The 26,413-nt window shown below is 73.4% G+C and carries 24 protein-coding genes and 2 pseudogenes; 13 read left to right on the plus strand and 13 right to left on the minus strand.

Annotated features, from left to right (window positions below; genetic code table 11):
* Window positions 1-298: 298 nt before the first annotated feature.
* Window positions 299-505, plus strand: a complete 207-nt coding sequence (locus tag IE295_RS14015) for a hypothetical protein (RefSeq protein ID WP_190063957.1) — start codon at window positions 299-301, stop codon at window positions 503-505.
* A gap of 27 nt (window positions 506-532) precedes the next feature.
* On the opposite strand, the pseudogene IE295_RS14020 reads toward IE295_RS14015, so the two are convergent.
* Together IE295_RS14020 and IE295_RS14025 are read right to left on the minus strand one after the other, a co-directional pair.
* Window positions 533-1,092: pseudogene (locus tag IE295_RS14020) on the minus strand (IS5 family transposase); the annotation flags it as partial.
* A gap of 64 nt (window positions 1,093-1,156) precedes the next feature.
* Complete coding sequence (locus tag IE295_RS14025; protein WP_190063958.1) at window positions 1,157-1,540, minus strand: hypothetical protein; 384 nt, start codon at window positions 1,538-1,540, stop codon at window positions 1,157-1,159.
* A 388-nt stretch (window positions 1,541-1,928) separates the two neighbouring features.
* On the opposite strand from IE295_RS14025, the gene IE295_RS14030 reads away from it, so the two are divergent.
* The 5 genes and pseudogenes from IE295_RS14030 to IE295_RS14050 form a co-directional block, all read left to right on the plus strand.
* Window positions 1,929-2,321 (plus strand): VOC family protein, encoded by a 393-nt coding sequence (locus tag IE295_RS14030; RefSeq protein ID WP_190063959.1) that lies wholly within the window; start codon window positions 1,929-1,931, stop codon window positions 2,319-2,321.
* Between the two features lie 222 nt (window positions 2,322-2,543).
* Window positions 2,544-3,464 (plus strand): DMT family transporter, encoded by a 921-nt coding sequence (locus tag IE295_RS14035; RefSeq protein ID WP_190063960.1) that lies wholly within the window; start codon window positions 2,544-2,546, stop codon window positions 3,462-3,464.
* A gap of 98 nt (window positions 3,465-3,562) precedes the next feature.
* The gene (locus IE295_RS14040) at window positions 3,563-3,934 is read left to right on the plus strand and encodes a VOC family protein (protein WP_190063961.1); all 372 of its coding nucleotides are present in this window, start codon (window positions 3,563-3,565) and stop codon (window positions 3,932-3,934) included.
* Between the two features lie 92 nt (window positions 3,935-4,026).
* Window positions 4,027-5,706, plus strand: a complete 1,680-nt coding sequence (locus tag IE295_RS14045) for a bifunctional 3'-5' exonuclease/DNA polymerase (protein WP_190063962.1) — start codon at window positions 4,027-4,029, stop codon at window positions 5,704-5,706.
* 69 nt (window positions 5,707-5,775) lie between these two features.
* Window positions 5,776-6,672: pseudogene (locus tag IE295_RS14050) on the plus strand (endonuclease/exonuclease/phosphatase family protein); the annotation flags it as partial.
* Window positions 6,673-6,830: 158 nt separating this feature from the next.
* Here IE295_RS14050 and IE295_RS14055 read toward each other — a convergent pair.
* A complete protein-coding gene (locus IE295_RS14055) occupies window positions 6,831-8,375 on the minus strand; it encodes an AMP-binding protein (protein WP_190063964.1) in 1,545 nt (514 codons plus the stop codon).
* 143 nt (window positions 8,376-8,518) lie between these two features.
* Here IE295_RS14055 and IE295_RS14060 point away from each other — a divergent pair, with 143 nt between their 5' ends.
* Window positions 8,519-8,965, plus strand: coding sequence for a RidA family protein (locus IE295_RS14060; RefSeq protein WP_224323597.1), 447 nt, complete (start codon window positions 8,519-8,521; stop codon window positions 8,963-8,965).
* A gap of 38 nt (window positions 8,966-9,003) precedes the next feature.
* Window positions 9,004-9,969 carry an LLM class F420-dependent oxidoreductase gene (locus IE295_RS14065; protein ID WP_190063965.1) on the plus strand — a complete coding sequence of 322 codons (966 nt, stop codon included), beginning with the start codon at window positions 9,004-9,006 and terminating at the stop codon, window positions 9,967-9,969.
* Window positions 9,970-9,996: 27 nt separating this feature from the next.
* On the opposite strand, the gene IE295_RS14070 is transcribed toward IE295_RS14065, so the two are convergent.
* Complete coding sequence (locus tag IE295_RS14070; protein WP_224323596.1) at window positions 9,997-10,704, minus strand: UdgX family uracil-DNA binding protein; 708 nt, start codon at window positions 10,702-10,704, stop codon at window positions 9,997-9,999.
* Window positions 10,705-10,827: 123 nt separating this feature from the next.
* A complete protein-coding gene (locus IE295_RS14075) occupies window positions 10,828-11,358 on the minus strand; it encodes a TerD family protein (protein WP_190063966.1) in 531 nt (176 codons plus the stop codon).
* A gap of 211 nt (window positions 11,359-11,569) precedes the next feature.
* On the opposite strand from IE295_RS14075, the gene IE295_RS14080 reads away from it, so the two are divergent.
* On the plus strand, window positions 11,570-12,355 hold the full coding sequence (locus IE295_RS14080; protein ID WP_190063967.1) for a hypothetical protein: 786 nt from the start codon (window positions 11,570-11,572) through the stop codon (window positions 12,353-12,355).
* On the opposite strand, the gene IE295_RS14085 is transcribed toward IE295_RS14080, so the two are convergent.
* Window positions 12,280-14,604, minus strand: a complete 2,325-nt coding sequence (locus tag IE295_RS14085) for a family 2 encapsulin nanocompartment cargo protein terpene cyclase (RefSeq protein WP_224323595.1) — start codon at window positions 14,602-14,604, stop codon at window positions 12,280-12,282. The genes IE295_RS14080 and IE295_RS14085 overlap by 76 nt on opposite strands.
* A gap of 128 nt (window positions 14,605-14,732) precedes the next feature.
* The gene (locus IE295_RS14090) at window positions 14,733-15,659 is read right to left on the minus strand and encodes a LysR family transcriptional regulator (RefSeq protein ID WP_190063968.1); all 927 of its coding nucleotides are present in this window, start codon (window positions 15,657-15,659) and stop codon (window positions 14,733-14,735) included.
* Between the two features lie 179 nt (window positions 15,660-15,838).
* Here IE295_RS14090 and IE295_RS14095 point away from each other — a divergent pair, with 179 nt between their 5' ends.
* The gene (locus tag IE295_RS14095) at window positions 15,839-16,315 is read left to right on the plus strand and encodes a hypothetical protein (protein WP_190063969.1); all 477 of its coding nucleotides are present in this window, start codon (window positions 15,839-15,841) and stop codon (window positions 16,313-16,315) included.
* Window positions 16,316-16,447: 132 nt separating this feature from the next.
* Complete coding sequence (locus IE295_RS14100; RefSeq protein WP_190063970.1) at window positions 16,448-17,716, plus strand: MFS transporter; 1,269 nt, start codon at window positions 16,448-16,450, stop codon at window positions 17,714-17,716.
* 3 nt (window positions 17,717-17,719) lie between these two features.
* On the opposite strand, the gene IE295_RS14105 is transcribed toward IE295_RS14100, so the two are convergent.
* Window positions 17,720-18,349: an HAD-IA family hydrolase gene (locus IE295_RS14105; RefSeq protein WP_190063971.1), complete on the minus strand. Its 630-nt coding sequence runs from the start codon at window positions 18,347-18,349 to the stop codon at window positions 17,720-17,722.
* Between the two features lie 212 nt (window positions 18,350-18,561).
* Between IE295_RS14105 and IE295_RS14110 the strand changes: the two genes are divergently transcribed.
* On the plus strand, window positions 18,562-19,710 hold the full coding sequence (locus IE295_RS14110) for a baeRF3 domain-containing protein (RefSeq protein ID WP_190063972.1): 1,149 nt from the start codon (window positions 18,562-18,564) through the stop codon (window positions 19,708-19,710).
* A 61-nt stretch (window positions 19,711-19,771) separates the two neighbouring features.
* Here IE295_RS14110 and IE295_RS14115 read toward each other — a convergent pair whose 3' ends face one another.
* Window positions 19,772-20,947, minus strand: coding sequence for an alginate lyase family protein (locus IE295_RS14115; protein ID WP_190064363.1), 1,176 nt, complete (start codon window positions 20,945-20,947; stop codon window positions 19,772-19,774).
* Between the two features lie 166 nt (window positions 20,948-21,113).
* Between IE295_RS14115 and IE295_RS14120 the strand changes: the two genes are divergently transcribed.
* Window positions 21,114-21,614: a GNAT family N-acetyltransferase gene (locus tag IE295_RS14120; RefSeq protein ID WP_190063973.1), complete on the plus strand. Its 501-nt coding sequence runs from the start codon at window positions 21,114-21,116 to the stop codon at window positions 21,612-21,614.
* A 21-nt stretch (window positions 21,615-21,635) separates the two neighbouring features.
* On the opposite strand, the gene IE295_RS14125 is transcribed toward IE295_RS14120, so the two are convergent.
* From IE295_RS14125 to IE295_RS14140, 4 genes are all read right to left on the minus strand, one after another.
* Window positions 21,636-22,994 carry a cytochrome P450 gene (locus tag IE295_RS14125; RefSeq protein ID WP_224323593.1) on the minus strand — a complete coding sequence of 453 codons (1,359 nt, stop codon included), beginning with the start codon at window positions 22,992-22,994 and terminating at the stop codon, window positions 21,636-21,638.
* A gap of 116 nt (window positions 22,995-23,110) precedes the next feature.
* On the minus strand, window positions 23,111-24,541 hold the full coding sequence (locus IE295_RS14130; RefSeq protein ID WP_190063975.1) for a glycoside hydrolase family 47 protein: 1,431 nt from the start codon (window positions 24,539-24,541) through the stop codon (window positions 23,111-23,113).
* Window positions 24,542-24,709: 168 nt separating this feature from the next.
* Window positions 24,710-25,252 carry an RNA 2'-phosphotransferase gene (locus tag IE295_RS14135; protein ID WP_190063976.1) on the minus strand — a complete coding sequence of 181 codons (543 nt, stop codon included), beginning with the start codon at window positions 25,250-25,252 and terminating at the stop codon, window positions 24,710-24,712.
* 67 nt (window positions 25,253-25,319) lie between these two features.
* A complete protein-coding gene (locus IE295_RS14140) occupies window positions 25,320-26,309 on the minus strand; it encodes a hypothetical protein (protein WP_190063977.1) in 990 nt (329 codons plus the stop codon).
* Between the last annotated feature and the right edge of the window lie 104 nt (window positions 26,310-26,413).

Below are 26,413 nucleotides of genomic sequence, written 5' to 3' on the forward strand. Positions count from 1 at the left end.
CAGTCAGCTCATGACGACGCACCACGACCAGACAACGCGCTCACCGACTTTGCGGACACGCCCTAGGGCCTGTCCGGTGGATCTTGGTGGATCGACCACCGGCGGGGCGCGTGCGGGCGGAGGCCGGCGGCGGGCCCGCGCGCCCGGCCCGTCCCCGCTGTAGGCCGCCCGGCGGAACGCCACCTGGTTCGGTATCGAACCGCCGCTTGTGTGCCGCGTTTCGGCCGTTTCCGGTGCTAGCTTCCAGCTGCCGCCCGGTCGGGGCGGCGCTCTCGGCCACCAAGCGAAGGAGCAGGCCATGCCCGAGATCAGCGCGGCTGACGCGGAGCTCAAGAAGTCGTTGGCGATGGAGGGCGATGCGGGGACGAAGATCTGGCGCGTCAGCATCCAGCCGAACGCGGAGCTCGCAGCACACTTCCTCAACATCAACCCGCCCCAGGGCCCGGGCGAGGCGACCATCGCCCCCCGGCCCGACGGAAACTTCGACGTCTTCTACCTGAGTTAGGTTCTGTCAGGCGGATCATGGTCGTAGTCAGAGACGGATCGCTGCGACGGCGACTGTGCCGTGGAAGATGTAGGCCCGCTTGTCGTAGCGGGTCGCGACGGCCCGGAAGGTCTTGAGTCGATTGATCGTGCGCTCGACCGCGTGGCGGCGCTTGTAGGCCTCCTTGTCGAACGCGGGTGGGCGGCCGCCGCTGCTGCCGCGACGGCGGCGGTTGGCCCGCTGGTCCCGAGGCTCCGGGATCGTGTGTTTGATCTGGCGTCTGCGCAGGTAGCAGCGGTTGCGGCGGGAGCTGTAGGCCTTGTCGCCGCCGACCCGGTCGGGTCGTGTGCGCGGGTGTCCGCCGCCCGGGCGCGGGACGCGGATGCGCTCCATGACCGGTATGAGCTGAGGGGCGTCGCCCCACTGGCCCGGGGTGATCAGCAGGCCCAGTGGGCGGCGCCCGCCCTCGCCGACCAGGTGGATCTTCGTCGTCAGCCCGCCCCGGGAACGCCCGAGTCCTTCGTCGGGGAGGTGCTGCCGAGGCGTCGATCTTTTCCCGGGACACGGGGCGGCTTCTTTCGGGCTCCGGCGGCGTGCTGGTGAGATCGCCCCACACCATGCCGGGCACAACGAGCCCGGCATGGAGAAGTCACATGATCCGCCGGACAGAACCTAGGCGGGCCGGGCCGTCAGCCGGAGGCGGGCCTCCAGCTCGTGCTCGCCGGGGACGGTGCCGTGGTCCTCGACGGCGAAGGCCTCCGCCAGCTCCTCCTTGACCTGGCGCACGGGGTCGGCGGCGCCGAAGAGGTCGACGGTGACCGGCCCGCCCAGGGCCTGCCCCGCGGCCCGCGGAGCGCGGCGGGTGCGCGCGTCGACGACCATGCACCAGACGGTGGGGGCGGCGGCTCCCGGGCGGGCGGGGCGGCTCTCCGGGCGGGGCGGGCCGGTGCCCTCGGGGAACGCGTCCTCCAGGACGCCGAAGACCACGCCCGCGTCGTCGTCCGCGCATCCGGTCAGGTGAACGCTGACGTGGTCCGCGCTCTCGGCACCGCTCATCACCGTGCTCCTCTGCCGTCGGGTCTCCCTTCCCGACCCTACGAGCAGCCGCCCGCACCGGCGCGGCGGTGCGGCCATCCGTGCGGCGCGCGGACGGGCGGCGGGGGTGCGTCGCCGGGCGACCGTACGGCACCGTACGGCCGTGCGACCTCATGACGCCCGGTACGGCAGTCAGGACCCACCGCCTCGCCGGACGGCTCGGTTTCGCCGTCGTCCGGCATGTGCACCCGTTCATCGTGCGGGCCTTGCTCCGGCTCGCCCGCCGACGGCTCGCACCGGCGGGGGAGTTGAGCGGGGCCGGACTATGATTTTTCGATGAGGCATCGAACGTCCTCACCGGCCCGGTGAGGCGCCCGAGGTGCCGCGAGACGCTCTTGGAGGCACCCCTGTGTCGATCGAGCTGAACCACACCATCGTTCTCTCCCGTGACAAGCACGAGTCGGCCCGTTTCCTGGCGGACATCCTGGGCCTGGAGGCCGGAGCCCCCTTCGGGCCGTTCGTCCCCGTCGCCACCGGCAATGGAGTCACCCTCGACTTCATGACCGTCGGCGAGGGGGAGGAGATCACCCCCCAGCACTACGCGTTCCTGGTGCCGGAGGAGGAGTTCGACGGGATCTTCGAACGGATCCGGCGGGCCGGGGCCGACTACTGGGCCGATCCGGCCCGGAAGATCCCGCGCCAGATCAACCACAATGCCGGGGGCCGCGGCGTGTACTTCACCGACCCCGGCGGTCATTACCTGGAAGTGCTGACCCGGCCGTTCGACGGCGGCGCGAGCTAGCCGGAACCGGGCCCCGGCCGCCCTCCGGCACCGCCCTCCGTCAAGACCTCAAAGGATTTCTTTGAGGTCTTGACGGAATTCATTATTCGACTTATAGCGCGATTCTCGGTAGCTTCGGCGACGTCCGAAGAGGTGGCGATTCCCGCCCTCTTCCGCATCCGATACCGAAGGCGGTGTGTTGCGTTGGTGGCCGAACGCCGAACGGCGGCTCCCTGGAAGTTCATGGCCGCCACAGCGATCCTGTGGGGCTCCGCGTTTCCCGCGATCCGCATCGCACTGGAGGACTACCCGCCGACGGCCATGGCCGTCCTGCGCCTGGCCTTCGCCGTCCTCTTCCTGCTCCCGGCCCTGTTCACCGGCCGCATCAGCCGCCTCGGCCGGGGCGACATCCCGCGCATGGCCGCCTTCGGCCTGTCCGGAATGACGGCCTATCAGCTGCTGCTCTACGCGGGCGAACGGCACGTCGAGGGCGGCACGGCCGCCATGCTCGTCGCCACTTCGCCCGTCTTCGCCACCGCCCTGGGCATGCTCGTCCTGCGCGAACGCCCCGGAGCCTGGGGCGTCACCGGCCTCCTGGTGGCCCTGTGCGGCGCCCTGGTCGTCGCGACGGCGAGCGGCGACGGGGGCGGCTCGTGGACGGGCATGGGCATGATCGTCCTGGCGGCCGCCGCCCAGGCGACGTCCTTCATCCTCCAAAAGCCCCTGCTGCGCCGCTACTCGGGCATGGACTGCATCTTCTACGGCAGCCTCTTCGGCCTCCTCCCGCTGCTCGCCTTCGCCCCCGAGGCGGCCGGGCACCTGGTGACCGCCGGCTGGCAGCAGAGCGCCGCCGTGATCTGGCTCGGGCTCGGCTGCACCGTCCTCGCCTTCTGCACCTGGTCGCGCGTGCTCGGCGCGGCCACCGCGTCGACGAGCTCCCTCGTCCTGTACGCCGTGCCGGTCGCCGCGCTGGCCCTGGACGCCCTGCTGCTGGGCGCGCTGCCGGCCCCGCTGGCCGGCCTGGGCGGCCTGACCGTGCTGGCGGGCGTGGGCATAGCCGCCGTCCGCCGCCCCCCGGCCCGCCCGGCCCCGGAGCCGTCCCCCGAACCGGAACCGGTCGTGGCCGACGAGACGACGAAGGACCGTACGCCGGTGTCCGTCTGACCCGCCCCGCATCTCTGCCCCACCCTGCCGCCCGGACGGTTCGCCCGTCCGGGCGGCGGGGTGCTTCGGCTGTCCGGCCGCGCGGAAGGTAGGAGGGCATGTTCGAGAACACCAAGGCGTTCAGCGGGTTCGCCGTGAAGGACCTCGGGATGGCCAGGAGCTTCTACGCCGAGACGCTCGGGGTGGAGGTGTCCGGGCAGGACAGCCTGCTGTGGCTGAACCTCGCCGGCGACACCAAAGTGCTGATCTACCCCAAGCCCGACCACACCCCCGCCACCTACACGATCCTCAACTTCCCCGTGCCCGACATCGAGGCCGCCGTCGACGAGCTCGGGCGGCGCGGGGTGACCTTCGAGCGCTACCCCGGCATGGTGGCCGACGAGAAGGGCATCTTCCGGGGCGGCGGCCCGCTGATCGCCTGGTTCACCGACCCCGACGGCAACATCCTGTCCGTCCTGCAGGAGGACTGACCGGCCCGGCGGGAGGATTTGACCGGCCCCGCGCAGAGACCGGCCGGCCCGCTCGCGCCGCGTTGTCAGACCCTGGTGCGACACTCCCGTACGTGAGATGGGCAGTGGCGGATGCGGGTGACGAGGGCGTGCGGCTCTGCCCGGTCGACGGCGAGGGGCGGGCCGCCGGGCTCGTGGAGACGGCGCCGGACCTGGCCGGGGCGGTGCGGGCGCGGCCCGGCGTCGAGCGCTGGGTGTGGCGGTCCACGGCGCGGACGTACGGCCGGCTGCTCGCGGCCGGTGTGCGCGTCGAGCGGTGCTACGACGTCGAGGCCGCCGAGGCCCTGCTCATCGGGCACGAGGAGGGCCAGTCGGGCCAGCCGCGCTCGCTCGCCGCGGCCTGGGCCCGGCTGCGCGGGCTGCCGGTGCCGGAGGACCCGCCGGTGCGGGCGGCCGACGCCCAGCCGTCGCTCTTCGAGCCGGGGCCGGTGCCGCTGCCGCCGGGGACCGACGGCCTCGAGGCGCTGCTGGAGGTGTACGCGGGCCAGCTCGCCCGTACGGACCGGACCGCCCACCCCGGCAGGATGCGGCTGCTGACCGCCGCCGAGTCGGCGGGCATGCTGGTCGCGGCCGAGATGGGCCGGGCGGGGCTGCCGTGGCGGGCCGACGTGCACCGGGACCTGCTGCACGCCCTGCTGGGCGAGCGCTACCCCGGCGGCCAGGAGACCCGGCGGCTGGCCGAGCTCGCCGACGAGGTCTCGCGCGCCTTCGGCGAGGGCGTGCGCGTACGCCCCGACCTGCCCGCCGAGGTCGTGCGGGCCTTCGCCCGCGAGGGCATCGCCCTGTCCTCCACCCGCGCCGGGGAGCTGCGCCGGATCGACCACCCGGCCGTCCCGCCGCTGCTGGAGTACAAGAAGCTCTACCGCCTCCACACCGCCCACGGCTGGTCCTGGCTGCAGACCTGGGTGCGCGACGGCCGCTTCCGGCCCGAGTATCTTCCGGCCGGCACGGTGTCGGGGCGGTGGACCACCAACGGCGGGGGCGCGCTGCAGATCCCCCGGGTGATCCGGCGGGCGGTCGTCGCCGATCCGGGCTGGATGCTGGTCGTCGCCGACGCCGACCAGATGGAGCCGCGCGTCCTGGCCGCCGTCTCGCGCGATCCCGGGCTGATGGACGTCGCGGGCAGCGGCCGCGACCTGTACGCCGACCTCGCCGAGCGCGCCTTCTCCGGGGACCGCGAGCGGGCCAAGCTCGCCATGCTGGGGGCGATCTACGGCCAGACCTCGGGCGACGGCCTCAAGCACATGGCGGACCTGCGCCGCCGCTTCCCGCGCGCCGTGGCCCACGTCGACGACGCGGCGCGGGCGGGGGAGGAGGGCCGGCTCGTCCGCACCTGGCTGGGCCGCACCTGCCCGCCCTCGTCCACCGCCCTCCACGACGAGGCCGGCATCCCGCAGGAGGACGACCGGGACGCGCCCGCCCACGGCGGCACGGCCGGCACCCGGGCCCGGGGCCGCTTCACGCGCAACTTCGTGGTCCAGGGCAGCGCGGCCGACTGGGCGCTGATCGTGCTCGCCTCGCTGCGGCAGTCCATCGCCGGTCTGCGCGCCGAGCTTGTGTTCTTCCAGCACGACGAGGTGATCGTCCACTGTCCCCGCGAGGAGGCGCCGGCGGTGGCCGAGGCGATCCGCACGGCGGGGGACCGCGCCGGGCGCATCGCCTTCGGCGACACGCCCGTGCGGTTCCCGTTCACGACGGCGGTCGTGGAGTGTTACGCGGAAGCCAAGGCGTAACGATTCACCCCGACCGGCGCGTGAGGGAACATGAAGGCCTTGATCAACTTCGATCCGAGTGGAGACTTCATGCGTGTCTTAAGGGTCCTGGCGGCGTCCCTCCTGGCCTGGGCGAGCCTGTCCTCGCCGTCCTTCGCGGCGGCGGGACCGGAAACGCCGGAAAGCCCGAAGAGCACGGCCACCTACACCGTCTGGGAGTGGAACGTGGCCGGCGACGCCATGAACCACAACTCGACCACGAACGGCATGGTCGACGCGGCGGCCGCGTCGATCCGCGGGCGTGACGCCGACTTCGTCGCGCTCAACGAAGTGTGCGCGAGCCAGTTCCGGGCGCTGGTGACCAGGCTCCGTGACGCCGGCTGGCCGGTGGACGGCGCCAACTTCGCGCGCTTCGAAGGGGCGTACCCCGCGGGGCACGCCGTGTGCGGCGGCGAGGAGCAGGGCGTCGCGATCTTCAGCAAGCGGCCCCTGGGCCCCGCGGACCGGTTCACGCTGCCCGACGACGGCAAGCGGGAGAAGCGCAAGCTCCTGTGCGCGGCCTTGAAGGACAGGCCGCACGCGAGGTTCTGCGCCACGCACCTGACCTTCGTGGACGCGTACCGGAAGAGCCAGGTCGACGCCGTGCGCGCGCAGCTGGAGGAATACCACCGCAGGGGCGACACGGTCATCCTCGCCGGCGACTTCAACATGCAGCCGGACTGGGGCCGGATGGACGACTTCTACTCGGCGGGCGTGAACACGCCCCACAACGACCGCAACGCCGGGCATTATCACGAGCTCGACGACAACGACCCGGCGCACTGCGCCGGCTACGGGGAGCCGACCGTCAGCACGCCCGATCCCCAGGACGCCGGCCCCTGCGGCACCGGCGCGAAGATCGACTTCATCTTCGCCCGCGAGGACAGGATCGCCGGCGCCTACTCGGCCGACTCCCTCGCCCCGAGTACCCAGTGCGGTGGCGCGCTCTGCTCCGACCACCGCGTCCTGGTCGGCTCCGTCACGGTCTCGGTCGACGACGCGCCGGCGTCCCCCACCGCTCTCCGCACGGCGGGGGACCGCGCCGGGCGCATCGCCTTCGGCGACACGCCCGTGCGGTTCCCGTTCACGACGGCGGTCGTGGAGCGTTACGCGGAGGCCAAGGCGTAACGATTCGCCGCGTCCCGGCGCAGCGCGGTCTTGTCCGGCTTGCCGGCATCGGTGAGCGGCAGCGCGGCGGCGAAGGTGATGGACGCCGGCTCGTACATCGCCCCGCGCTCCCTGCGCACCAGCTCCCGCAGCTCCGCCTCGTCGACGCCGGCGTCCGGGCCGGCCACGACCACCGCGTGCACCTGCTCCATGCGGTCGGCGTCCCGGACGCCGAAGACGGCGCTCTGCCGGACGCGGGGGTGCGAGTTGAGGAGGTCCTCGAGCTCGGAGGTGTAGACGTGCCCGCCCACCACGATGATCATGTCCTTGAGCCGGTCGACGACCGTCAGGAAGCCCTCGTCGTCCAGCAGGCCCACGTCACCGGTGTGCAGCCAGCCGTCGCGCAGCACCTCGGCGGTCAGCTCCGGCTGCTTCCAGTACCCCTGCATGATGTGGGGCGAGCGCACGCAGATCTCGCCGTGCTCCCCGCGCGGCAGCGCCCGCCCGGCCTCGTCGCGGATCTCCACCTCGACCCCGGGCAGCACCTGACCGGCGGTCCGCAGCAGCTCCGGCCGCCGCTCCGGGTCGTGCTGACCGGGCATCAGCAGGCTGATGCCGCCCACCTCGCTCTGCCCGTAGAACTGCGTGAGCACGGGCCCGAAGCGCCGTACCGCGTCGGCCAGCCGGGCGGGGGAGGCCTGGCAGCCGCCGTAGACCAGCGAGCGCAGGCTGGAGGTGTCGGTGGCGTCCGCGTCCGGGTGGTCCATGAGCTGGTACAGCAGGGGAGGGAGGAGGAAGAGGTCCGTGACGCGCTCCCGCTCGACGGCGGCGAGCACGGCGGCGGGGTCGAAGTCCTCCTGCAGCACCACGCTGCCGCCCGCCCGCAGGGTGATGTCGGTGAACATGCCCGCGACGTGGGCGAGCGTGGTGCACACCAGCTGCCGGCGCACGTGCTCCCCCTGCAGCGCCCCGAGGTCGTTGACCTGGTCGAACGTGGTGCAGATGCCCTTGGGGTGCCCGGTCGTCCCACCGGTGTGACGGATGGTGCACACGTCGCCCGGCCGCGCCTCGCCGGGCACGGGCCCGTCCGGCAGCCCGGCGGCCGCCGCCAGCAGGTCCTCGCCCTCCGGCGCGGGGCCGAGCGTGAGGACGGCGCCGACCGGTGCCTGCGCCGTCACCTCGGCGGCGCGGCCGGCGTACCGGGGGTCGACGATCAGGGCGCGCGTCTCGACGTCCCGCACGATGGCGGCCTGGGCCTCGGCCGAGAGCTTGTTGTAGAGGTGGTTGACGCGGCAGCCGAGGAGGTGGGCGGCGTAGCGGACGGCGATGACCTCCGGCAGGTTCCCGCCCAGCAGGGTCACCGTCGTGCCGCGGCCGAGGCCCCGGTCCTTCAGGGCGCGGGCCAGACGGTGGACCAGCGCGCGCAGCTCGCCTCCGGTGACGCGCCGGCCCTGGTGGAGTAACACCTCCCGCTCGGGGGCGTCGTTCAGATGCTCGAGGATCTCCTCGGCGTAGCTGCGGAAGGCGGGTCGGGCGGCGTGCATGTGCGGCTCCAGGCGACGGTCATATGGTTACCTTAGGCAAGCATATGGGTGTGCGGGCCATCGATCAACGCTCCGTCCGGTCCCCTCCGGCTCGGGGACTTCCTCCCTGGTCAGGGCGACCCCCGACGGGTGAGGATGTGTCAATGCACCAGCAGACACAGCACATGCAGACGCAGCGCACGCGGATCACGCACATACCGGCCCCCGAGGGCGTCGCCCCCGCCACGGGATACACCCACGTCGTGACGGGCACCGGCCGCATGGTGGCGATCTCCGGCCAGGTGCCCCTCGACGAGCACGGCGAGATCGTCGGCACGGGGGACGTGACGGCGCAGGCCCGGCAGGTCTTCGAGAACCTCCGGCGCTGCCTCGCCGCGGCCGGCGCCTCCTTCGCCGACGTCGTCAAGCTCACCTACTACGTCACCGACATCGCCCAGCTGCCCGCCATCCGCGTGGTGCGGGACGAATACATCGACGCCGCACGCCCGCCCGCCAGCTCCGCCGTCCAGGTGGTGGCCCTCTTCCGCCCCGAACTGCTCCTGGAGGTCGAGGCGTTCGCGCTCGTCGAAGCGGGTGGTCTCGCGCCCTGAGCCGGGTTTCCCTCCGCCGGCCGGGGAAACCGGTTCGTATGGTGCGAATCGGCTACACGATGATGACCGAGCAGGCGGGCCCCCGGGACCTCGTCGAGCACGTGGTGGGCGCGGAGCAGGCGGGCTTCGACTTCTCCGTCACCTCGGACCACTACTTCCCCTGGCTGGCGTCCCAGGGCCACGCCCCGAACGCGTGGGCCGTCCTGGGCGCCGCCGCGCAGGCGACGTCGCGGATCCCGCTCATGACCTACGTGACCTGCCCGACCGTCCGCTACCACCCGGTCCTCGTCGCCCAGCAGGCGGCCACGGTCCAGCTGCTGTCGGGCGGCAGGTTCCGGCTCGGGCTGGGCTCGGGCGAGAACCTCAACGAACACGTCGTCGGCGGCGGCTGGCCCGCCGTCAGCGTCCGCCACGAGATGCTCGCCGAGGCCGTCGGCATCATCCAGGCCCTCTTCGAGGGCCGTACGCTCAACCACCGCGGCCCCCACTACGACGTCGAGCACGCCAGGCTCTGGGACCTGCCCGACGAGCCCCCGCCCATCGGCATCGCCGTCTCCGGCGAGGACTCCTGCCGGCTCGCGGGCCGGCTGGCCGACCTGGTCATCGCCGTCGAGCCCAAGAAGGAGCTGCTGGAGTCCTTCGACCGGCACGGGGGAGCGGGCAAGCCCCGCGTCGGCCAGCTGCCCGTCTGCTACGACCCCGACCGCGACGCCGCGCTCGACCGCGCCCACGACCAGTTCCGCTGGTCCGGACTGGGCTGGCCGGTCAACGCCGAGCTGCCCAACGACGCCTCCTTCGAGGCCGCGACCCGGCACGTCACCAAGGAGCAGGTGGCCGAGTCCATCCCCTGCGGAGCGAAGGTGGAGGAGTTCGTCGAGGCCGTACGCGAGTACGCCGACGCCGGATTCACCGAGATCGCCCTCGTCCAGATCGGCGGCGACCACCAGGCCGGCTATCTGCGCTGGGCCCAGGAGGAGCTCCTGCCCGCACTGCGCGAACTGTGAAGCCGCTCCGCCCGCCGGCCGGCGCCCTCAGCCGAGCAGGCCCGCCGCGACCCGCAGATCGGACACCAGCCCCGCGTACGCCTCCTCCCGCGCCGCGGGATCCGACCGCAGCACGGCCGAGGGGTGAATGGTCGCCACCAGCAGCCCCTCGCCCCCGCCGTCCCCGTCCGCCTCCCCGTTCCCGCCGCCGTCCAGCGAGGGCATCGGCAGCGCCACGCCCCGCTCACGGGTCACCCGGAACGACGGTCCCATCAGCGACTTGCCGGCCGTGGCACCCAGCGCGACCACCACCTCCGGGTCCAGCAGCCGCAGCTCGGCGGCCAGCCAGGGCCGGCACGCGCCGATCTCCCGCAGACCCGGCGCCTTGTGGATGCGGCGCTTGCCGCGCGCGGCCTGCTCGAACTTGAAGTGCTTGACGGCATTGGTGATGTACGCGTCGGCCGGATCGATGCCCGCCTCGTCGAGCGCCCGCATCAGCACACCCCCGGCGGGACCCACGAACGGCCGGCCCTGCCGGTCCTCCTGGTCGCCCGGCTGTTCGCCCACGAGCACCACACGGGCCGACGGCTCTCCCGCGCCGAACACCGTCTGCGTCGCCTCGCGGAACAGCGGACAGCCCCGGCAGCCCGCCGCGGCCTCCCGCAGCGCCCCGAGCCCGGCCCCCGAAGGGACGAACGGGCCTGCGTCGTAGGCCGAGCCGGTGCCGCGCGCACCGCCGCTCACCGCGTCCCCCACGGAACCACCTCCGTGTCACCACCGGTGCCGGCGGCCTCCACCGCCCGCTCACCACCAGTGTCGCCCCCCACGCGCCGGGGCGCCGGACGGCCCTGGGCCGCGGCTACGGAACGCGGGGGCCCGTCACCCCAGGTCGGCGCCCATCACCCTGGCGAACATCGCCGGATCGGCGTCGAAGCCGTTGACGGAGCCCCGGAACCCCCAGGCGCCCGAGGAGTCCCGGGCGAACTCCGCGACGGTCGCCGCCGTGGCGTCCGCGACCGAGCTGAAGTCGTCCACCCGCAGCGCGGTGCGCCCCTCGCTTATCCGCACCCCGGCGTTCGCCACGTCGGCGAAGACCCTGCGCCCCCAGCGCTGCTGGATGGCCACGCCCACGACGACCCGGACGTAGCCGGACGACAAGCGCTCGAGCTCCAGGGTCATGACCTCGTCGTCGCCGAAGCCCTGCCCCGTGCGGCTGTCGCGGTTGAGGGTGATGGTGCCGTCGGGCGAGCGGCTGTCGAAGTGCACCAGGTAGGCGGGCTCGCCGTACGGGTCGTCCGCGTGGTACGTGGCGGCGATGATGTCGAGGTCGTGAGCGGGCTCCCCACCCGGGCTCGGATCCCACCTGAGGGCCACCACCACGGTGCCGATCCCCTTGTTGGGACTGCTCATCGGACTCCCCTTCCGCTGAACCGCTCCGGCCGCACACCGGACACCGCCGGTATGTCAGCGCATCATGCCACGTGCTCTCTCCCGCCATGGGCACAACGGACAGGCGGGCGGTACCGAACGGTTTCGACGTGGGCCGAACACCGGTGACCCGCCGTGCGACGGCGCCCCATCATCGCGCAGACATGCCGCGCGAAACCGTGGGAGGGGAACGTTGTCCAAGGCCCGTGCACACCTCGAGGTGCCGCCCGGCGTACGCGCCGGCATCGCGGTGTTCGACCGGCGGACCGGCGCGTACACCGCGCGGGCCGACGCCCACGCGCGCTTCAGGTCGGCGTCCGTGGTCAAGCTGCTGATAGCCCTCGACCACCTGTGGTCCCGCGGGCCCCGCAACGCCCTGACCACCGGCGACCGCGAGCGCCTCGACATCATGCTGCGCAGCAGCGACGACGACGCGGCGAGCCACTTCTGGACGCGCAACGGGGACGGCGCGATCGTCGAGCGCATGGTGACGCGGCTCGGGCTGGCCGACACCGTTCCTCCTCCCGGGGAACACCCCGGCTTCTGGGGCTACACGGGCCTGTCGGCCGCGGACACCGTCACCGTCTACCGGTACCTCCTCGAGGCCGCGCCCGCGCCGGCCCGCGAGAGCGTCATGGACCCGCTGCGCCGCGCCACGCCCCGGGGGACCGATGGCTTCGACCAGTCCTTCGGCATCCCGGCGGCCTTCAGCCGCCCGTGGGCGGTCAAACAGGGCTGGTCCGGCTTCGACGCCCAGGGCCGCTCCCCTGCCGGCCCCGAACGGCGGCCGGTGACGGCCGACGGCGTGGATCTCGTCCGCGGTGCCGTGCACACCACCGGCACCGTCGGCGCCGCCGACCGCAGCATCGTCGTCGTCCTCACGCTGCACCCCGAGGGCACCGCCTACGGCAGGGCGTGCGCCGACGTCGGCAGGCTGACCCGCGCGCTGGACGTCCCCGGCGGGGTGCCCACGGGCTGACCGCGCCCGGGCCCGTACGGGGCGCCCAGCAGGCCGGCGATCCGGGCCGCGGAGGTGCCCAGGCCGCCGGGGACGCCCCACGAGGGCGCCGCCGGCGGCGCGGCGTGCCGCAGCAGGTCCGCCTCGGGGTAGCGGTGGCATTGCCGGTGCCAGGTGAGGATCGCCGACAGCCAGTTCTTGAGCTCCTGCGCGTATCCCATGAGCGCGGCGCTCGCGTCCTCGTCGAGGCCGAATTCCTCGCAGACCAGCGGCAGCTGGGTGGCGATCACGTGCTCGAACTCCCGCAGGCGGGAATTCATCAGGTCGTCGACGATGCCCAGGGCCTCGGTGCGCCCGCAGTCGAAGAAGTCCTCGACGACGAGGACGGCGTTGTGCACCTCGCCCTCGAACTCGATCTCCTTCTGGTAGGAGAACACGTCGTTGATCAGGCACGCGTAGTCGGCGGCGGCGTTCTCCATGGCCTGGACCGGCCGGGTGCGGTAGACCTCGGGCGGCACGGTCCGGTCGTGGCCGATCCGGGCGAGGGCCATGGTGAGGTCCGAGCCGAAGGTCTTGCGGCGCATCTCGATGTAGTCGACCGGTTCGGGGACGCGGTTCTCCTTCTGGTTCGCCAGCTCCCACAGCCAGCTCTCCACCATGGCCTCGACAGCGGCCCGGAACGTGCGGCGGGCGTCCGGCGACATCGGCGTCGCCGTACGGGTCCACAGGTCCGCGAGGCCGCGCTCGAGCGGATTGAGCGGCTGCGGCATGCCGCCGACGTCGAGCGGCATGAACGCCGGAAGGCGGTCGGTGCAGGCCTTCGCGGCCACCATGTCGTGGTTGCGGCCGAAGACGTACGGGTACAGGTCGTCCCCGTACGTGCCCCAGGTGAGCCAGTCCGTGGCGATGTCGAGCTCCTCGAGGGTGGCCTCCGGGTGGATCCCGGCCGCGCACAGCCCGAAGTCGTAGTCCCTGAGCTTGCCCTCGTCCCAGATCCCCGAGAAGGGGACGTCAGGGGAGGGGGTCAGCATGCCCATCCGGTGGCTCCAGGCGATGTTGTTCCGGCGGGAGTCGTCCAGGTGGGGGCTCAGCGTGGTCGGGTAGGGCAGCCGGAAGTCCGGCAGCGGCAGCGGCCCGACCTTCTTGAACGGCTCGTGACCGTGGCGGCGCGCCCGCGCGGGCAGGCTCGCCGCGATCGAGGGCAGCACCCGGGCCGCCGAGGTGCCGAGCCCGAGCGGGCCGCCCAGCAGCCGGCCCGTCACCGCGGGTGCGCCGCCGGCGGCGCCGTTCATGTACCGGCTGGAGCGCATGTGCCACTCGTGGCCGCCCGACTGCCAGTCCTGCAGGCCCTTGACATAGGCGAAGACGTCGGCGCACTCCGAGGGGCCCAGGCCGTGCTCGAGGAGCAGCGGCCCCACCTCGGTGAGGGCGGTGTGCTCGAACTGCTGGAGCCGGGAGGTGAGCAGGTCGTTGACGGAGTCGGCGGCCTGCTGGGTGTCGCAGCCCAGGAACCGCTCGAGCACCAGCACGGCGTTGGCCAGCTCGCCCTCGGTCTCCGTCTCGCGCTGGTAGGAGAAGAGGTCGTTGCGCAGGTGCACCCCGTCGGCGAACGTGTCCTTGAGCACCCGCATCGGGCGGCTCGCCGCGATGGCGTCGGGCACCTCGGCCCCGGCCGCGTACTCCACGAGATTGGCGGACCACGGGGCCCCGCCCACCTTGCGGCGCATCTCGATGTACTCGACGGGGTTGGCGACCCGCCCGTCGTTGATGTTCGACAGCTCCCACAGGGATTCCTCGAGCAGGTGCCAGGTGCTCTCGCGGAAGCGCCGGCGCCAGGCGTCCGACATCGACGGGACGGTCCGGGCCCACAGGTCCGCCAGGCCCGCCTCGACCTGGTTCGTGGGCTCGGGGGGAGCGGGGTCCCCGCTCAGCGGCATGAAGGCGGGCAGCCGGTCGAGGTAGGCCTTCGCGCCGGCCATGTCGCCGGTGCGCTTGAACAGGTGCAGGAAGTGGTCGTCGAAGAAGAACACCCATACGTACCAGTCGGTGACCAGGTCCAGCTGGGGCCCCGTGGCGTCGGGGTGGGTGTAGGAGCAGAGCAGGGCGTAGTCGTGGGAGTCGACGTCGCTCTCGTCCCAGATGCCCGAGCCCTCGACCATGCCGAACGCGCGGGCCCACGCCTTGGAATGCTCCCGGGCGCCTTCCAGGTGGGGGTTCAGCCGGGCCGGGTACGGCACGTAGAAGTCGGGAAGTTCAAAGGGGTTCGGCATCGCGTGCGCGGCCTTTCGGGGACGGAGCCGGGCGGGCGGTCACCGGGCACGCTAGGGGCCGGACCCGCGGAAACCGGGCCCGGTAGTCGGATTTCCCCTCAATATGGTGAAGGGGGGAGCCCTTCCGGTTAACGATCTTGAAGTGGGGTGGGCGCCGCGGGCTCCTCCGCCACCAGCTCCATCAGCACGGCGGTGAGCGGGCCGGTGGCCGGGGCCCGGCTGTCCTCGTCCGGCAGTACGAGGTAGACGTCGCGCGGCGGGAAGTGGCCACCCAGCGAGCGCAGCGCGAGGCCGGGAGCGAGGCCCGGCACGGCGAGCGCGGGGAACAGCCCGATGCCCACCCCCGCGGCCACCAGGCGCTGCTTGCCGTACCAGTCGTCGCAGTGCAGCCCCACCCGCGGCTCGAAGCCCAGCCCCAGGCACAGCTCGCGCAGCGGGCCCAGGCAGTCGGGGTGTGCCCCCTCGATCCACGTCTCCTCCCGCAGCTCGGGCAGGCCGATCGGCCCCGGCCCGGCCAGGCGGTGGCCGGCGGGCAGGGCGACGTACTGCTCGTCGGTCATCAGCCGCAGCAGGGACAGGCCATCGAACCGCTCGCCGGCCAGGTCCCACTCGGTCACCAGCGCCAGGTCCAGCTCGCCGGCCCGCAGCGCGGCCAGGTGATCGGCCGGCCCGCCCGCGCACAACGACAGCCGGACGGCGGGATGCCGCCGGGAGAAGCGCCTGAACAGCTCGGGAACGATGCCCGCGTTGGCGCTGGCGAACGCGCCCAGCCGCAGCTGCCCGCCGGCCGCCCCGGCCAGTGCCCGGATGCGCTCCTCGGCCAGCGCCAGCTGGCGCATGACGACCCTGGCGTGCTCGATCAGCGCCTCCCCGGCCGGGGTCGGCCGGACGCCGCGGCTGCCGCGCAGCAGCAGGGGCGTCCCCACGTCGTGCTCCAGCGCGGTGATGCGCCGGGAGACGGCCGACTGGCTGTACGACAGGGCGTGCGCGGCGGCCGAGATCGAGCGGTGCTGCGCCACCGCGAGGAGAACCCGTAAGTGGGGGACATCCAGCATGGGCCCAGCATGGCACCGCCCGGGCGCCGCCGGTCAGGCCGCGCATGGCCACCATTCCCGGAACGCAAAGGTCCACAAGGCTCGGGTGTTCTCTTCGGGCGGCCCCCCGAGCAGGATGGGCAAGCGAACTCGCCCATCCATGCCGGGAGACCGGCGTCCGACGATTGGGGGTTTTCCTCTTGACCACCCAGGCCCACGCGAAAGGCGAGACACGGCAGGAGATGGCCGCGGGCTGCGTCTCCTACTCCTGGACACCGGAGGTCCACGACTTCTACGGTGACCCCGAGGCCATACTTCACAAAATGGACAACGTGGACATGGAGCTCTCGAGCCGCCGGATCTTCGTTCTTCTCACGGAGAGTCAGGGGAGCGCGGACGTACGCTTCTTCGAGCAGGCAGAGGGAGGCGACTACAAGGTCTCGACCTGGTCGGGCGGCTCGCTGGACGGGCTCGGCGGCCGGCTGGCCGACACCATCCTGAAGAACAAGGGAGTGCACTGCGTCGGCGAGCAGACCCGCGCCCTCCTCGCCCCGCTCGGCATGACCGAACAGGCGACCGTCCCCGCACCGGCCAACCCGCGGGCGGCCTTCGCGCACACCGTACGCGACCACGGCAAGGACACGTTCACGCGCGCCACCTGCGCGCTGCTCTGCTGACCCGGGCCGCGACGCACCCCTGGACGACCGCCTCCGACAGGCCGGAGGCGGTCGTTCACTGCCTCCCCGACCCCAGGAAACCCGCCACGAACCCCATGGAACCCCACTGAACCCCGACGAACAGGAGCCGCGGTGACCGCACCGGCGCGAGAGGCCGGCGCACGTGACTTCGCCGGACTGTGGACCGCCTACGCGGTGAGCAATCTGGCGGACGGCCTGGTCGTGATCACGTTTCCGCTGATCGCCCTCACCCTGACGTCGTCGCCCGGGCTGGTGGCCGGGGTGAAGTGGGCGCAGACCCTGCCGTACGTGCTGTGCACCCTCCTCATCGGCGTCCTCATCGACCGCGTCGAGCGCGGCCGGCTGATCCTCGCCGCCCATGTGCTGCGGGTGGCCGCCCTGGCGCTGCTGGCCCTCGCCATCACCGGCGACGCGGCACCGCTGCCGGCCCTGTACGCCACGGCCTTCCTGCTGGGCACGGCCGAGATCGCGGCCGACCTGTGCACCTCCTCCGTCCTGCCCATGGTCGTCGGGCGGGACCGGCTCGACACCGCCAATTCCCGGCTGGAGAGCACCCGCTCGTCGCTGAACGAATTCGCCGGGCCGCCGCTGGGCGGCCTGCTCGTCGCGGCCGGGGCCACCGTCGCCGTCCTGGGGACGGCCGGCGCCTACCTCGTGGCGGCCGGCGCCCTGCTGCTCCTCTTCCGGGGCCCCTACCCGCCGCCCCGGGCCGCCGGCGACGGGCCCGCCCTGCGCTCGCTGCGGGCCGAGCTCGCCGAGGGGCTGCGCTTCCTCTGGCGCCACCGGCTGCTGCGCGGCCTGGCCGGCATGGTGTGCGTGATGGCGGGGGCGTGGAGCGCCTGGACGGCCGTCCTGGTCCTGTACGCGGTCGCGCCCGGGCCCATGGGCCTCAGCGGCACCGGCTACGGCCTGCTGCTGACCACCCTCGCCGTCGGCGGCGTGCTGGGCTCGCTCGTCGCCGGGCGCGTCCAGCGCGCCATCGGCGTCCGCAACCTGCTGGCCATCGACGTGATCACCAGCGTGATCATGCTGGCCACGCCGGCCCTGACCGACCGGGTGTGGGCCGTCGGCGCGGCCACCCTCCTGGGCGGGATCGGCAGCGGACTGTGGAACGTCACCGTCGTCACCCTCCGGCAGCGCCTGATCCCCGACGCCCTCCTGGGCCGGGTCTCCAGCGCCAGCCGCATGATCGGCTGGGGCGGCATGCCCGTGGGCGCGGCCCTGGCCGGCGTGCTGGCCCAGGTCTCCGGTCCGCGCACGGTCTTCGCCCTCGGCGCCCTGGCCTGCGCCCTGCTCCTGATCCCCTTCCTCACCGTGCTGCGCGAGGACGCCATCCACACCGCCGTCACCGCGGCGGCCCGCGGCCAGGAGCCGGATTAGGCCCTAACCGCCCAGCGGGACGCCGAGCAGCTCCTCGAGCCGGACGACGGTGTCGGCGGGGGCGGTGTGCCGCACGACGGCCATCCCCAGGTCCTGGGCGGGCGTGAGATTGCGGGCGGAGTCGTCCACGTAGACGCACGCGGCGGCCGGCAGGTCCATCCGCTCCAGCATGATGGCGTACAGCCCGGGCTCGGGCTTGCGCAGGCCGTGGTCGCCGGACAGCACCACGACGTCGTACCGCGTGCCGAGCTCGTGGCCCTCGTACGGGTCGTACGGCCCGGAGCCGAGGCTGTTCGACAGCACGCCCACCCTCACCCCGGCGGCGCGGGCCGCCCGCGCGGCGCCGACCAGCACGGGCTCGGGCCGTACCTCGGCCAGGACGCGGCCGAGGAGGTTCGTGGCGCCGACGCCCAGCAGGTCGGCCGTGCGCGCGTTCCACTCCGCCTGGGGGAGCACCCCGCGCTCCAGGTCCGCGAACAGCTCCCGGCCCACCGGATCGGCCGAGACGACGTCCGCGAAGGCATCGGGGGCCAGGCCCTCGCTCAGGCAGAAGGCGCGGGCGCTCTCCGACACCGGGGTGGTCAGCACCCCGCCGAAGTCGAGGATCAAGCCCTGTCGCCGCGGGTGGGACATCGGCGGCTCCTCACCGTGGGCGGGCCGTGACGCCGGAGCGTCCGGACACTTCCGATCGTGGCTGATTCCTTTCCCCGGCGTCAACGACGCACACCTGTCCACGGCCGGGCGCGCCGACGTGCGGCGATGCTCCGGGCGGCCGCGCCCGACTGGCCGCCCGGCCGCGACTCTGGTCACCTGGAGGCATCCTGTGGGCCCGAGGAGGATGACCGATGGACATCGGCGCACTGACCGACGAGACACTCCGTGACCTGCGCCGTCCGCGCGACTACCCGGCCGTGTCACTGCTGCTCCCCACCACCCGGCGCTCGCCGTACAGCACCGAGGACGGGGTGCGGCTGCGCAACACGGTCGCGGAGGCCAAGCGGCGGCTCGCCGAGGATCCCCGGGTGACCCGGGCCGCCCGGACCGACGTCGAGAACCGTCTCGACGCCGCGGCCGCGGAGGTCGACCTCACCCACACCACCGACGGCCTGCTGATCCTGGCCGCACCGGGCGAGCACCAGGTCTGGTACCTGCCGCGTTCGGTACCCCAGCGGGTGGTCGTCTCGGACACCTTCCTGACCCGCAACCTGGTCGCCGCCCGCATCGTCGAGGAGCCCTACTGGGCTCTGGTCCTCTCCGAGAGCGAGAGCCGCCTGTGGGACGGCGCGGGCGAGAACCTCACCGAGGTCACCGGCGACGGCTTCCCGGTCCGCCCCGCGCTCCCCGACCACGAGGACGCACTCCCCGGCCGCCACTTCGACAAGGTCGGCAAGCACGCGCTGACGCCCCGCGAGGAGGCCCACCTCGAGCGCGAGCGCCAGTACATGCGCACCGTCGCGGGCGCCCTGGCGCCCGTGGTGGACCGCACGCCCCGGCCGCTGTACGTCGTCGGCCTGCGGGAACAGATCGCCCTGTTCGAGAAGCTGCTCCCCGGCACCGGCGCCATCACGGCCCGCGTCGAGAACGGCGGGGCGAGCTCGAAGTCCGCGCACGAGCTCTTCGAGCTGCTGCACCCCGCCTTCGACGCGCGCCGCTCGTCGCGCCAGGGCGAGGTGCTGCGCCGCCTCAGCGACGCCCGCGGCCAGAAGCGCTACACCTCGGGCCTGGACGAGATCTGGCAGACCGTACGCCAGGGCCGGGTGGCCCTCCTCGCGATCGAGGACCACTACCAGGTGACCGCGAAGCTCGACGGGAACGGCGGCCACCCCCAGCGGGTGGAGACGCCCACCGAGCCCCTGCTGGCGGACCCCTCCATCCACGAGGACGTCGTGGACGAGATCGTGGAGAACGCGCTCCAGAGCGGCGCGGACATCGAGTTCGTCCCGGACGACACCCTCGCCTCCGAGGACCGCCTGGCGGCCGTCCTGCGCTACTGACGGAACGAACCGCCGACGGCGGGGAACGCCACGGCGGACGCCCCCGGCCGGGAGGACCCTCTCAGCCGGGGTTGTCCGTGTGGGTCAGGGTCTCCCACGCCACGAACAGGTTGTCCGTCCCGCGGCGGCGCGCCGGCAGGGCGGCCTCCTCGGGGTCCCGGAGCGCCCATCCCCGGCGGTTGCCCAGGTGGTTGAGGAGCACCTCGGTGTCGGGCCCCATCCTCACCTTCAGCTTCCCCTCGCACAGCCACGGGGGGACCGGGTCGCCCAGCTGGTAGCGGGCGTGGAAGTCCAGCGCCGCGCGCAGCCGCTCGGCGACCTCGTCGTAGAGGTCGACGCCCTGGTGCCAGGCGGTCTCCGCTACGTGGGCGGTGGCCGCGAGGGCGTAGCCGACGTGCGTGAAGTTGCGGCAGGTCTCCTGCGCGAGGCCGTCCACGAACCTGCGCTGGCCGAACCAGTACTCCCTGACCTCGTCCGCCGACGTGACGCGGCTGCCCCGCGGCCGCTGCGGCAGCGGCCCGTCCGAGCGCAGGTAGAAGTAGGCGGGAACGCGGTCGCGGAAGCGGCGCAGAGCCGTCTCGAAGGCCTCGGTGTCGTCGAGGAAGACCGCGATGCCCATGCTCGCGTCGGCCATGGTCAGGTCCCAGTTGCCGTTGTAGTCCGGGGCGCCGGGCGCGGTCAGGGGCAGGTAGGCGGTGCGCAGCATCGTGGCGAACCGCCGCACCCGGGCGCCGGGCCAGCCGTCGTAGGTGTAGCGCATGATCTCCCCGGCCCGTGCCCAGGAGCTGCCGGACCAGGCGGCCTGCAGCGGCGCGTTGCCCTCGGTGTGCTCCTCCACCACCGCCGACCAGGCGTCCATGATCTCGACGGCCTTCCGGGCGTGCGCGCGGTCGCGGGTGACGGACCACAGCAGGGCGTGGGTGTAGGCGGCGATCGCGTCCCGCCTCTCCTCCACGCACCCCCGGCCGGGGCGGGAACCGGGCGGGCACCGTACGACCTCGACCGGCGCCGCCGTGTAGTCGAGCGATCCGTACGCGCTGGACCGCATGGCCTCGAACGCCGACGCCCACGGCTCGGCGCCGTCGCGGACCCGCGCGCGGACCCGGTTCAGCTGAGTCCGGGTCAGCAGGACGCCGGGGTGCCGGAAGGCGTGCCCGGAATCGTCCCTGCGCGCGGGCGCGGCCGGAGCTGCCGACGCGTCAGAAGGCGTCAGGGGCGCCAGAGACGCCAGCGGCATGAGTACGGCGGCGAGTGCTGCGGCGACGGAAGTGCGCGGCAGTACGCCTCGTGAGAAGGGCAGGGGCACGGCCACCTCCGGTGCGACTATCCGCAAGCCTCACGCCCCGCGGCGGGAGCCGCCGGGTGAGTTGCGCCGATCGGCCGCCACGCGCCACCCTCCCCGAGTGATCGAAACGAGGGAACTGACAGCGGACGACTGGCCGGTGTGGCGGCGCCTGCGCCTGGCGGCGCTCGCGGACGCGCCGGACGCCTTCGGCTCGCGGCTCGCGGACTGGCAGGGCGACGGCGACACGGAGGAACGGTGGCGGGCGCGCCTGAGCATCCCCGGCTCGCTCGACCTGGTCGCCGTGGTCGACGGGGAGTCAGCCGGCATGGCCAGCGGCGTCCCCGGTCCCGGGGCCGGCGTCGTCGAGCTGATCTCGCTGTGGGTCGGACCCGGCGCGCGGGGCCGGGGCGTGGGGGACCGCCTCGTACGGGCGGTGGAGGACTGGGCCCGGCGCGGGGGAGCGGAGGTCCTGCGGCTCGAGGTGGCACCCGACAACGCCCGGGCGATCGCGCTCTACCGGCGCCACGGGCTCGAGGACACCGGCCGGCGCGGCGAGGCGCGGCCCGACGGCCGGAGGGAACACGTCATGGCCAAGCGGCTCGCGCGCCGGGAGCCCTGAGGGCCCGGACCTCTGCCGCGCCTACCGCGCCCGCACGGTCGCCCGGACCGGGACGGCCGGCAGGAGGAGGAGGCCCACGGCGGGCACGCCGTCGTGGGGGTCGGCCTCGAGGTGGAAGCGCTGGGCCAGCGCGGCCAGCACCAGCGTCGCCTCGACGAGCGCGAAGCGCGCGCCGAGGCAGGTGCGTTGTCCCCCGCCGAAGGGGAACCACGCGTGGTCCGGCACGACGTCCGGGGCGCCGGCGTCCCAGCGCTCGGGCCGGAAGGCCGCCGGGTCGCGGAACCACCGGGGGTCGCGGTGGGTGGCCCACTGGCTGCACCACATGACCGTGCCCGCCCGGACGGGGGCCCCGTCCAGCGCGGCCTCCTTCCCGGCCACGGCGGTGATGACCCACGCGGGCGGGTACAGGCGCAGCGCCTCCTTGACGACCTGCCGGGTCCAGGGGAGCCGTTCGTAGTCCTCGTACGCGGGCGGCCGGCCGCCGAGCACCCGGTCCAGCTCCTCGGTGAGCCGGGCGCGGGCGTCGGGGGAGCGCGCGAGCAGCAGCCAGGTCCAGGTCAGGGTCGTGGAGGTGGTCTCGTGGCCCGCTGCCCACAGCGTCACGGCCTCGTCGCGCACCTCACGGGCCGTCAGGGCGCGGCCGTCCTCGTCGCGGGCGGCGAGGAGGCGGCCCAGCAGGTCGTCCTGGCGGGCGTCGGCGGGGTCCGCGGACCGCCGTGCGTCGATCAGCCGCCGGATCTCCGCGTCGACCACCGCCACGGCGGCCAGCAGGCGGCGCCGCCAGGGCGGCCGCGCCCAGGACGGCAGGAACAGATTGACGCCGCCCCGCAGCTCCGTCGCCAGCTCGCGCTGGATCACGGCCATCGCGTCGCCGAGGCGGCCGCCGTCGTCCTCGAGGTCGTTCCCGAAGAGGGTGCGGACCACGATCCGCTGCGTGAGCCGCGTCATCTCGCGGCGCACGTCGAGGCGTTGCCCGTCGCGCCAGGTGCCGGCCAGCGCGGTCGAGCAGTCGACCATGGTGGCGGCGTACGTGCGCACGTGGCGGGGGCGGACGGTCGGCTGGACCAGGGCCCGCTTGCGGCGCCAGTCGGCGCCCTTGCTCAGCAGGACGCTGTCGCCGAGCAGCTGTTTGAGGGCCCAGCCGATCTCGAGGGGCTCGTAGGTCTGCTCGACCGCCGCGAGGAGTTCGGCGATGTGGTCGGGGCGGGAGAGGAAGAGGCTCCTGCGCGGGCCGAGCCGCCAGGTGACGACGTCGCCGTAGTCGTCGCGCAGCCGGCTGAAGAAGGCCAGCGGATCCCTGCCGAAGGCGAGGAGATTGCCGAGCAGGGGCAGGCCGCGCGGCCCGGGGACGGGGCGTGCGGGTGCTTCGGACGCGACCATGAGGGACATTTTTCCGCTTTCCCGGCCGAACATGAAATACGGCTTACGGGTGATATCGGGGTGTGTGCGCATGGATGAACGAACGCTCGGGCGGCCTCATGCGGGGCCTCACGCCCTCATGCGCGGCGCAGGCCGCGGAGCACCTTGCCCTCGGTGCTGAGGTAGCCGTGGGCGTAGTCGAAGCGGGGGGTGTCGGCGAAGGTGAGGTAGAGCCACTTGAAGTTCTCGGCGAAGACGTAGGCGGGGCAGTGGTCGCCCTTGGGCATGGGCCGCCGGGTGACATCGGTGACGACCGTGTAGCCGCCCGGGACGCGGTGGTGCTTCCTGAGGTTCTGGAAGTAGCGCCAGGCCGTCGTGCGGTAGTACGGATCGCCCGTCTGCCAGTAGAGCTGGAAGGCGCAGTTGGCGTACTCGGGGCGCAGCTCGTTCCTGGGGTCGACGGCCTGCAGACGGGTGCAGTCGATCTGTTCCGGGATGACGGAGTACTTGTCGAGGACGGCCGTCCACGACCGGTAGTAGTCGGCCGCGAGGTCGTTGTCGCCGCCCACGGGCAGGATGGCGACGGCCAGGGAGGACTGGCGCCGGCTCGTGGTCGCCCCGGTGCGGAAGTCGACGTGCCGGAACCAGAGCAGCCCGTCGGTCCGCTCGGTCTGGTGCCGGCGCAGCGCGTCGTCGAGCGTGCGGAACCAGTCCCGGCAGTCCTCGTCGCCGAACATCTCCCACGCGCCCCACAGGTACTCGTAGAACGAATCCGCGGGTGGGTCGACGGCGATGGCCTGCTGGTCGGCCCACCGGCCGGTCTCGACGTTCATGGTGGTGGCGAGCAGGTCCAGCCGCGAACGGCGTTCCACCACCGCGCGCATGGCGCGCTTGGCGGCCCGGCGGTAGCGGGGGTCGCCGGTGAGCTCGGACAGGACGCCGAACTCCAGGATGTTGGTGCCGATCTCGGCCACCGGCGAGACGGCGCCCGAGACGCGGCCGGTGCGGAGGTTGACGTACCGGTAGGGCATGCCGGTCGGCGACTTGGTGAAGGCCGGCAGCAGCCGGTCGGTGAGGTCGGCGCAGAGGTCGAGCAGGGCCCGCCTGCCGGTGGCGAGATAGCCCGCGAGCAGGCCGCCGACCAGGCGGATGGTCGTCTCGAAGACCTGGAAGTCGGCGTCGATGTCGAAGTCCAGGTGGTCGAGGATCCACCGAACGCACCGGTCGGTCTCGTCGTCGAGCCCCATCAGATGGTGGGTGTCGAGCGCCTCGACGATCGACAGGCCGACCGGGTACCCCCGGGCGAAGAACTCGCGGTGGCCGCCCGAGACCGGCAGGACCTCGTCGTGGCCCCAGGCGTACCGCTTGTACCCCTCCCAGGCGTGGAGGAATTCGTCGCGGATCTCCCGGGCCTTCGCGGCGTCCGGCCGCGTGCCGGGCGTCGCCCGCCGGGCGCCCGCCGCGGCGGTGGTGCCGGGCCCGCCGCCCAGGGCGAGGCCGCTCGCGGCCGCGAGCGCGTACAGCATGCCGCGACGGGACGCGTACGCCCCGGACGAAGTGTCGATCATTTCGGGAGGGTCCTCCTGACCACGCGCGCCGGGCCCGGTGGGGTGAGCGGTGATCGCAGTATGGGGCGCCGCCGCCGCTCTCCCCGGCAGGCGCGGCGCCGGGACCGCCCCTCGGCGTGACGGGCGTCGCCCGGAGGTTGACCCCGCCCGGGGCCGAAGGCGTGCGGGTCAGCCGGGGAAGCGGAGGAACCGCGGCGGCACGGTCTCCGTCAGCCACACCCCGTTCTCCGTCACCCGGAAGACGTGCCCCGCCGCGCGCATCGCCGCGGCGTCCACCGCCAGCACCACGGGCTTGCCGCGCCGGGCGCCGACGCGCTCGGCGGTCTCCCGGTCGGCCGACAGGTGCACGTGGTGGCGGCCCATGGGCGACAGTCCCTCGGCCCGTATCGCCGCCACGGTGCGGGAGACGGTGCCGTGGAAGAGGTACGGCGGGGGCTCGGCCGCCGGCAGCCCGAGGTCCACCGCGACCGAATGCCCCTGCCGTGCCCGGATCCGGTCCTCCTCCAGCGCGAACCGCTGCTTGTCGTTCGTGGCCACCACGTGCTCCAGCTCCCGGCGGCTGATGGGGAAGCCGTGGGCCGCCGCGGCGGCCAGCAGGACGTCGACGTCCACCCAGCCCTGCGGGTCGAGGCTGATGCCGATGTGTCCGGGCCGGTGGCGCAGGTGCTGCGAGAGGTACTTCGAGACCCGTACGGTCCGTCGTTCGTCCATGCCCCCAGCCTGCCTCGCCGGACGGGGCGGGGTCAGCCGGTTTTTCCGCGTGCGGCGGCCCGGAAGGTCAGGCCCAGGGGGCCAGCGGGTACCAGATGAGGTCCCGGCGGGCGAGGATCCTCACGTCCCAGTACAGGACCATGAACACGCCCGCGGCGATGAAGGCCGCCGCCGTCAGCGCGGACGCGCGGCTGGGCTTCGCGGCGAACCAGCCGTACAGCCGCTCGCCCGCCAGCCCGGCGACGAGCAGGAAGAGCACGGCCATGATCAGGATGTTGCCGAGGGCCTGCAGGCTGAACGCCGCGGCGCCGTAGAGGACGTTGTGGCTCTCCGCCGCGTCGCGGAAGAGCTGACGGAACAGCGGATAGGGGCGGCCTATGAGGAACGAGCCGGTCAGCGCGCCCATGACGACCATCGGGGCGTTGGGGAAGCGTGCCGAGAGGCGGGCCAGCGGATCGCGGACCAGGCCCAGCGAGGCGAGGCCGAGATAGGCCATGAACAGGCCGACCAGGCCGAACACCACCATGGCCTGGATCAGCCGGGGCGAGAAGCCGCCCGCCGTGGTGGAGGCCTGGAACTGGGGCATGCGGGTGCCGGCCAGCGCGACGATCACGCCGTAGACCGCCGACACCGCGACCGATCCCGCGGCCAGCAGGCCCAGCGGCCTGATCATGTGGGCCATCCGCCCGCGCCGGGTCGGCACGCACCCGGCCAGCGGGGCGATGGCGCTGAAGGCGGCCACATTGCAGGCGGTGAACGTGCCCGCCACCCCGGTGGCGAGGGCGAAGGCGATCCCGCCCAGGGCTCCGGTGATGGGGGTCTCGCGCGAGTCGTGGCCCAGCAGCGTGTCGGCGACGTTGCCGCCGATGGTCCGGTCGACGAACTCGGCCGACCACACCACCGTCAGCGCGAATCCGAAGAGCGCGGCCAGGGCGATGACCAGGGTCCGGCGGCCGGGGAAGAATCCGTTGACGAAGAGGGACGTCGCCGGGGCCGTCCCGCTCCGCCCGGGTATGAGGGGACGTCGGGCGTCGGGTCTGTCGGGTGCCTGGGTCATCTGCTGGCCTTTCCCGGGGGCGGCTTGCCGTCGGCCCGGAAACTACTCGCGGTCCGCCCCGCCGGGGATCTGCCGGGCGGGGATTCAGCACGCCGGAAGAAGGC

The sequence above is a fragment of the Streptomyces griseocarneus genome (genome assembly GCF_014655595.1).
Taxonomy (GTDB): domain Bacteria; phylum Actinomycetota; class Actinomycetes; order Streptomycetales; family Streptomycetaceae; genus Streptomyces; species Streptomyces griseocarneus.